The organism is Brevundimonas sp. (genome assembly GCF_036677305.1).
Lineage (GTDB): Bacteria > Pseudomonadota > Alphaproteobacteria > Caulobacterales > Caulobacteraceae > Brevundimonas.
The window spans coordinates 1-5532 of sequence record NZ_JAKFEB010000234.1; the positions used below are offsets into that span (position 1 = coordinate 1).

At 67.5% G+C, this 5532-nt stretch carries 6 protein-coding genes and 1 pseudogene; 5 read left to right on the forward strand and 2 right to left on the reverse strand.

Annotation, left to right across the window (positions count from 1 at the left end; translation table 11 throughout):
* Positions 1-136: 136 nt before the first annotated feature.
* Together V6M42_RS13455 and V6M42_RS13460 are read right to left on the reverse strand one after the other, a co-directional pair.
* Positions 137-2320, reverse strand: a complete 2184-nt coding sequence (locus tag V6M42_RS13455; protein WP_442880973.1) for a peptidase domain-containing ABC transporter — start codon at positions 2318-2320, stop codon at positions 137-139.
* The gene (locus tag V6M42_RS13460) at positions 2278-3522 is read right to left on the reverse strand and encodes an HlyD family secretion protein (protein WP_332678947.1); all 1245 of its coding nucleotides are present in this window, start codon (positions 3520-3522) and stop codon (positions 2278-2280) included. The genes V6M42_RS13455 and V6M42_RS13460 overlap by 43 nt, the downstream gene beginning before the upstream one ends.
* 326 nt (positions 3523-3848) lie before the next feature.
* Between V6M42_RS13460 and V6M42_RS13465 the strand changes: the two genes are divergently transcribed.
* The 5 genes and pseudogenes from V6M42_RS13465 to V6M42_RS15320 form a co-directional block, all read left to right on the forward strand.
* Positions 3849-4073, forward strand: a complete 225-nt coding sequence (locus tag V6M42_RS13465; RefSeq protein ID WP_332659708.1) for a hypothetical protein — start codon at positions 3849-3851, stop codon at positions 4071-4073.
* Positions 4074-4105: 32 nt separating this feature from the next.
* Entirely contained in the window at positions 4106-4342 is a 237-nt protein-coding gene (locus V6M42_RS13470) for a hypothetical protein (protein WP_332659706.1), read from the forward strand.
* A 51-nt stretch (positions 4343-4393) separates the two neighbouring features.
* Positions 4394-4771: a hypothetical protein gene (locus V6M42_RS13475; RefSeq protein ID WP_332678948.1), complete on the forward strand. Its 378-nt coding sequence runs from the start codon at positions 4394-4396 to the stop codon at positions 4769-4771.
* Position 4772: 1 nt separating this feature from the next.
* A complete protein-coding gene (locus tag V6M42_RS13480) occupies positions 4773-5156 on the forward strand; it encodes a hypothetical protein (RefSeq protein WP_332678949.1) in 384 nt (127 codons plus the stop codon).
* 286 nt (positions 5157-5442) lie between these two features.
* A pseudogene (locus V6M42_RS15320) lies at positions 5443-5532 on the forward strand (hypothetical protein); the annotation flags it as partial.

A 5532-nucleotide genomic window follows, 5' to 3' on the forward strand; every position in this document is an offset into this window, starting at 1 on the left:
GAACGGCTGGAGGGGATGGTGCGGGCGGCGGGGCTGACGCCGCCGGCGTTTGCGCTGCATGCGAGCATGGATCGGGCGGTGGAGCGGTTGAGGCGGCGTTGAGGGGCGGCGGCCCGGCGGGGGCCGCGGCCCCGGATCAGGCCAGGGCCGCCTCCGGCTCGGCCTTTGGCTGCTCCATCACGGCCGGCGACAGGCTTCCGCCCTCGACCACCAGCACCCGGTCGGCGCGCCTGAGCAGGGCGGGGCGGTGGGCGACGACGATGCGGGTGATCGGCAGCTGGGCGATCAGGTCGGCGATGACCTCCTCGGTCTGGACGTCCAGATTGGCGGTGCCCTCGTCGAGGATGAGGATGCGCGGCTGGCGGTACAGGGCGCGAGCCAGCAGCACGCGCTGCTTCTGGCCGCCCGACAGGGTCGAGCCCATGTCTCCGACCAGCGACAGATACTGCATCGGCATGCGGGCGATGTCGGCATGGACCTGGGCGGCCATGGCGGCCTGCTGCACGCGGACCATGTCGAGGTCGGGATCGAAGAAGGCGATGTTGTCGGCGATGGTGCCGCTGAGCAGGCGGTCGTCCTGGGCCACCACCCCGACCTGTTCGCGCCAGGCCCGCCAGAGATCGGGCGTGGCCGTCTGGCCGTCGAGCGTGACGGCGCCGGCCGTCGGCGCGCGCAGTCCCAGCATCAGCTTCAGCAGGGTGGTCTTGCCGCCGCCGGACGATCCCGTGATGGCCAGGAACTCGCCCGGCCGGACCTCGAGGTTCAGGCCCTCGAGGATGGCGCGGTCGGCGACGCCGTAGCGGAAGTCGATGTCGCGCAGGGTCATGGCCCCGCGCACCTCGAGGCGCGGCGGCGCGGCGGCGGCGGAGGTCTCGACCTCGGCGGTGACGATGTCGGCCAGACGATCCAGATGCAGGCCGAGGAATTTGAACTGGATGGCCTGGTTGATCAGGGCGTTGGCGCGGTCGGTGAAGGTCTGGCGGAACGACAGGAAGGCGAACAGCATGCCGACCGAGAAGCCGTCGCCGGCGAGGATGGTGCGGGCGCCGAGATAGATGACGATGACGGTCTGCAGGCCGGTCACCAGCCCCTGGGTGAAGCCGAGGGAGATCTGGAATTTGCCCACCGAGACGGCGGCGTTGACGGCGTTGGCGTAGAGGTTGCGCCACGAGCTTTCGCGCTCGGCCTCGCGGCCCATGACCTTGATGGTGGTGGCGGCGCGGACGGTCTCCATGATGTGGGACTGTTCGCGGGCGGTCTCGATGATCTGTTCCTCGGTGCGCGCCCTGAGGGCCGGGAACAGGGCGAAGGCCAGGGCCAGGTTGACGGCCACGGCGCCGACCACCACGGCGGTCAGGATCGGCGAGTAGAGCAGCAGGATGATGATCGCCACGATGGCCATCAGGCCGTCGATGATGGCGGCGATGACGCCGCGGGTCAGCACGTCCTGGATCGCGCCGGCCGAGCCGATGCGCGAGATGATGTCGCCGACGTGGCGCTTCTCGAACCAGTCGGTCGGCAGCCGCATCAGGTGGCGGACCAGATTGCCGACCATCTGGAAGCTGAGCATCTGGCCGAACACCTGCAGGGCCCAGGCCCGCAGCGCCTCGATCGAGGCCTGGACGACGACGAGGGCGCCGAAGCCGATCGCCAGCACCGTCAGCAGGTCGCGGTCGGCGCGGAAGATGGCCTCGTCCACGACCAGCTGCATCTGGAACGGCATGGCGAAGACGGCCACCTGCAGCGCCAGCGACAGGCCGAGGATCTGGAAGAAGGCGGGCCAAAAGCCCACCATCCTCGACCACAGGCTGGTCAGTTTGATCGGCGCGCGGGCGGTGACCTTCTCGAAGGTGTCGGACGGCGTCAGCTCCAGCGCGACCCCGGTGAAATGGTTCGACAGGTCGGCCAGCGTGTAGGTGCGGGCGCCGAGGGCCGGATCGTGGATCACCGCCTTGCCGTTGCTGACCGACTTCAGCACCACGAAATGGTTCAGGTCCCAGTGCAGGATCGCGGGCAGCCGCACCTTTTCGAGGGCCGACAGCTCGACCTTGAGGGCGCGCGGGGCGAAGCCCAGACTGTCGGCGAACCCCATGATGCTGCGCAGGGTGGCGCCGGACATCGACAGGGTGAACCGCTGCCGCAATCCGTTCAGATCGACGTCGTGGCCATGATAGCGGGCGACCATGGCCATACAGGCCAGACCGCATTCGGCGGCCTCGGCGCCCTGGATGACGGGCAGCCGGCGCCGGCGCGAGAAATTCAGTTCGGAGGGCATCTTCATCCGCGGCGGCCCGCCGCATACAGGGGATCCAGCAGCCATTCGAGCAGCGACCTTCGGTCGATCACGACGTCGGCCGACAACAGCATGCCGGGTTGCAGCGGCAGGGTCTCGCCGTAGGCCGAGACGCTGTCCCGCGCCAGTTTGACCCGCACGCGGAACACCGGCTCCTGCACCTGAAGACCGGGAATGGCGATCTCGGCCGGCGCCAGGACGGTGCGCGAGACCGAGGTCACGACGCCCTCGCCGGTGCCGAATTTCTGATGCGGAAAGGCCTGGTAGAGCAGGCGAACTTCCTGCCCCTCGCGCACGAAGCCGGCGGCGCGCGAGGGGGCGTAGAGTTCGGCCTCCAGCGCGGAGTCTCCGGCGGTCAGGACGGCGACGGCGGCCCCGGGCGCGACGGTCTGGCCGGCATCGACCGGAAGCGCCGCGACGCGCCCGGCCACGGTGGCCACGACCACATAGCGGCCCAGGGTCTCGGCCTGGGTGACCTGCTGGTCCAGTCCGGCCCGGGTCGATGCGGCGTCGGCGCGCGCGGCCTGGATGTCGATCGGAATGGCCGCCAGCCGGGCGTTCACCTCGCCGATCTCGCGTTCATAGCCGAGGGCCCGGGAGGACAGGGTCGACGACTCCTGCCGCACGGCCAGTTCCGCGGACCGGCGGGCCTCCAGCTCGCGGCGGGTCAGAAAGCCCTGCGCCGCGATCGTCTCGGCGCGGGCCACCTCGGCGCGGGCGAGAGCAAGACGCTCGTCCTGGAGTCCGAGGTTGCGGCGGGTCTCGGAGAGTTCCCGATTCAGCGCGGCGCGGCGCGCGGTCAACTGGCGTTGCTCGGCGGCCAGCGCGGCCTGGGCGGCGGCGGCGCGCGACTGAGCCGCCGCGCCCTGGGCGTCCAGACTGCGCGACAGGGCCGCGAAACTGTCGCCCCCCTCCAGCGCCGACGACAGGGTCAGGGTGGCGATGGGTTGGCCGACCACGACCCGGTCGCCCTCGCGCACATGGATGCTGGAGACGACCCCGCCCTGGCGCGCGGTCAGTCGGATCATGCCGGCTTCGGGCGTCAGCCAGCCGACCACGGTTTCCTTGCGGGCGTAGGACGCCGTGGCGGCGAAGATCGCGCCGCCGAACACGATGGCGATCACGAGGCCGGCGAGGACCCGGGAGGAAATGGACGAGGCCAGGACCACTTCGCCCGCGAGCCGGCGCGTGGCGTGTGTGACGGCCTCCTTGCGGAACAGGTCGCTCACGGGTTTGCATGCTCGTTAAGGGCGAAACATTTCATGGCAAAATACTGGCAGGGGGCAGCACGGGAAGCAATCGCGTTTCCTGCCGGCCCTTGCGCACCGTGAAAACATAAAAGATCGGTACCGTACATATTAAGCAAGCTTAGCTTCACTGTTCGGTGGGCGCAGTCAGTTACGGCACAGCTTAGGTGTAGTGAAGGACTCTAGGGGTCATGTATCCGTGTTAAAAAACTCTGGCTTTTTTAAGGTTGACGGGTTCCAATTGACGTTGCAATCCTGTGACTGCGTTCCGGGGCGCACTCATCGCAAATCTCTTCTTGGAGGGAGCCATGACGGCTTTTGCTAATGACGTGCGTGAACTTAGTTTCGATGAAATCGACCTCGTCTCCGGCGCGGTCTGGTGGGAAGGCGTGGCCACCGGCCTCGCGGTCGTCTCCGCGGGGGCGTTCCTGCTTGCCGCCGCTCCCGTGACGGGCGGCGCCAGCCTCGTGGTCGGCGCTGCGCTGATCTCGGGCGGCGGCCACCTGGCGGTCGGCTCGGCCGTGCTCGGTTAAATCAACACACAACCTTGAGAGTGAGTCCTTCAATGAACGCGATAGCATTCAACGACAGCGGTCTGATGCGCGAGCTGACGGCTGAAGAGATCAATTTCGTCGCCGCCGGCGTCGAGTGGGGGCATTTCTGGACGGGTGCGGCGACGCTCGCCGTGACTGTGGGGGCGATCGCCACGGCTCCGGCGACGGCGGGCACGAGCCTGCTGCTTCTCGGCGCTGTCGCCGGCGGCGCTTCGGCCGGCATCTCGTTTGGTCTGGCGTTCAGCTGAGACTGGTAACGGGGCCCGGTTCGCCGGGCCCCGTCATTCAGGGAAATCACAATGAAGAAATCGAATTTGCTCGTGGCGGTCGGATGCGGGCTCGCGGCGGTGGCGCTGGCGAGCTTCGGCCTGAATATCTATCTCAACCCGCAGGGCGGCGCGCTTTGGATCGGCTACGCGCTCGGCCTCGGCATGGTTCTGCTGATGTTCGCAGTCAACGCGACCAGCAAGAAAGAGGCTGTCAAGAAGGAGCGCGGCTGGGTGGTGACGGCCCTGGGTCTGATGGCCGCCATTGTGGTTGTTCACGCCGCCAACCGCTTCCTCGGCGTCGACGGAGAGCGCCTCGGATCCATCATCCCCTATATGGTGATCGTGGCCGCTTCCGTGATCCTGACGATCGTGGCGCTGAAGCGCCGCCAGAACGGGTCCAGGAGCTAGCGTGGCGTCCGTGTTCCAGGGTCTCGCCGCCTCGGCCCGGCTCGACAGATCCTTTGACGTGCTGTGCGAATTGATCCTGCAACAATGCAGGGCGGGGATGGCCGGGATCGAAGCCGTAGCCGGGGCTGCGGCGGTCAATGATCGTATCGCTTCCATCCGGAGCGATCTGACGAGCTTCAGGGCCGACTATCTGGCCCTCATGGAAGACGCGTGGAGACAGAGTGTTTCCGACGATGAACTGGCCGGGATCGCGGAGGCGATGGATCAGCCCGGCGTCGCCCGCTTCTTCGCCGTCTCCGAACAGATCGAGCCGCTCCTGAAGCCCAGGCTCGATGAGCTGACCCAGGCCATGGTGAGGGGCATCCAGAACAGGGCGAGCGGCTGAGACGGCGCTGGTCGGACTCAGCGTCCGACCAGGGTTACGTTTGTTCCTCGTTGCTCCCTCAGCGACCACCCGAGCCGGTGCCTGGGGCGGCAGCCGTAATCAGCCGGAACCTGCAGATCCAAATTTCGCTCGAAGGGAAGGGATACCTTCTAAGGTTGACATCCACTATTTCAAGTTGCAACGTTATGGTTGCGATCCGGATCGCGCACATCAACTTTAGCTATAGGAGGGGGTCATGACGGCTCTTGCTTTGGACGTGCGCGAACTGACGCTGGCGCGGGTGGACGGCGGTGAGCTGCCGGCCTACACGCCCGGTGCGCACATCGACCTGCACCTGCTGCCGGGTCTGGTGCGGCAGTACTCGCTCTGCGGCGAC

Excerpts from the sequence above, each read along its gene's own strand:
- V6M42_RS13455 (WP_442880973.1), bottom strand. The coding sequence starts at position 2,320 with ATGGCTGCTGGATCCCCTGTATGCGGCGGGCCGCCGCGGATGAAGATG.
- V6M42_RS13465 (WP_332659708.1), top strand. The coding sequence starts at position 3,849 with ATGACGGCTTTTGCTAATGACGTGCGTGAACTTAGTTTCGATGAAATC.
- V6M42_RS13470 (WP_332659706.1), top strand. The coding sequence starts at position 4,106 with ATGAACGCGATAGCATTCAACGACAGCGGTCTGATGCGCGAGCTGACG.
- V6M42_RS13475 (WP_332678948.1), top strand. The coding sequence starts at position 4,394 with ATGAAGAAATCGAATTTGCTCGTGGCGGTCGGATGCGGGCTCGCGGCG.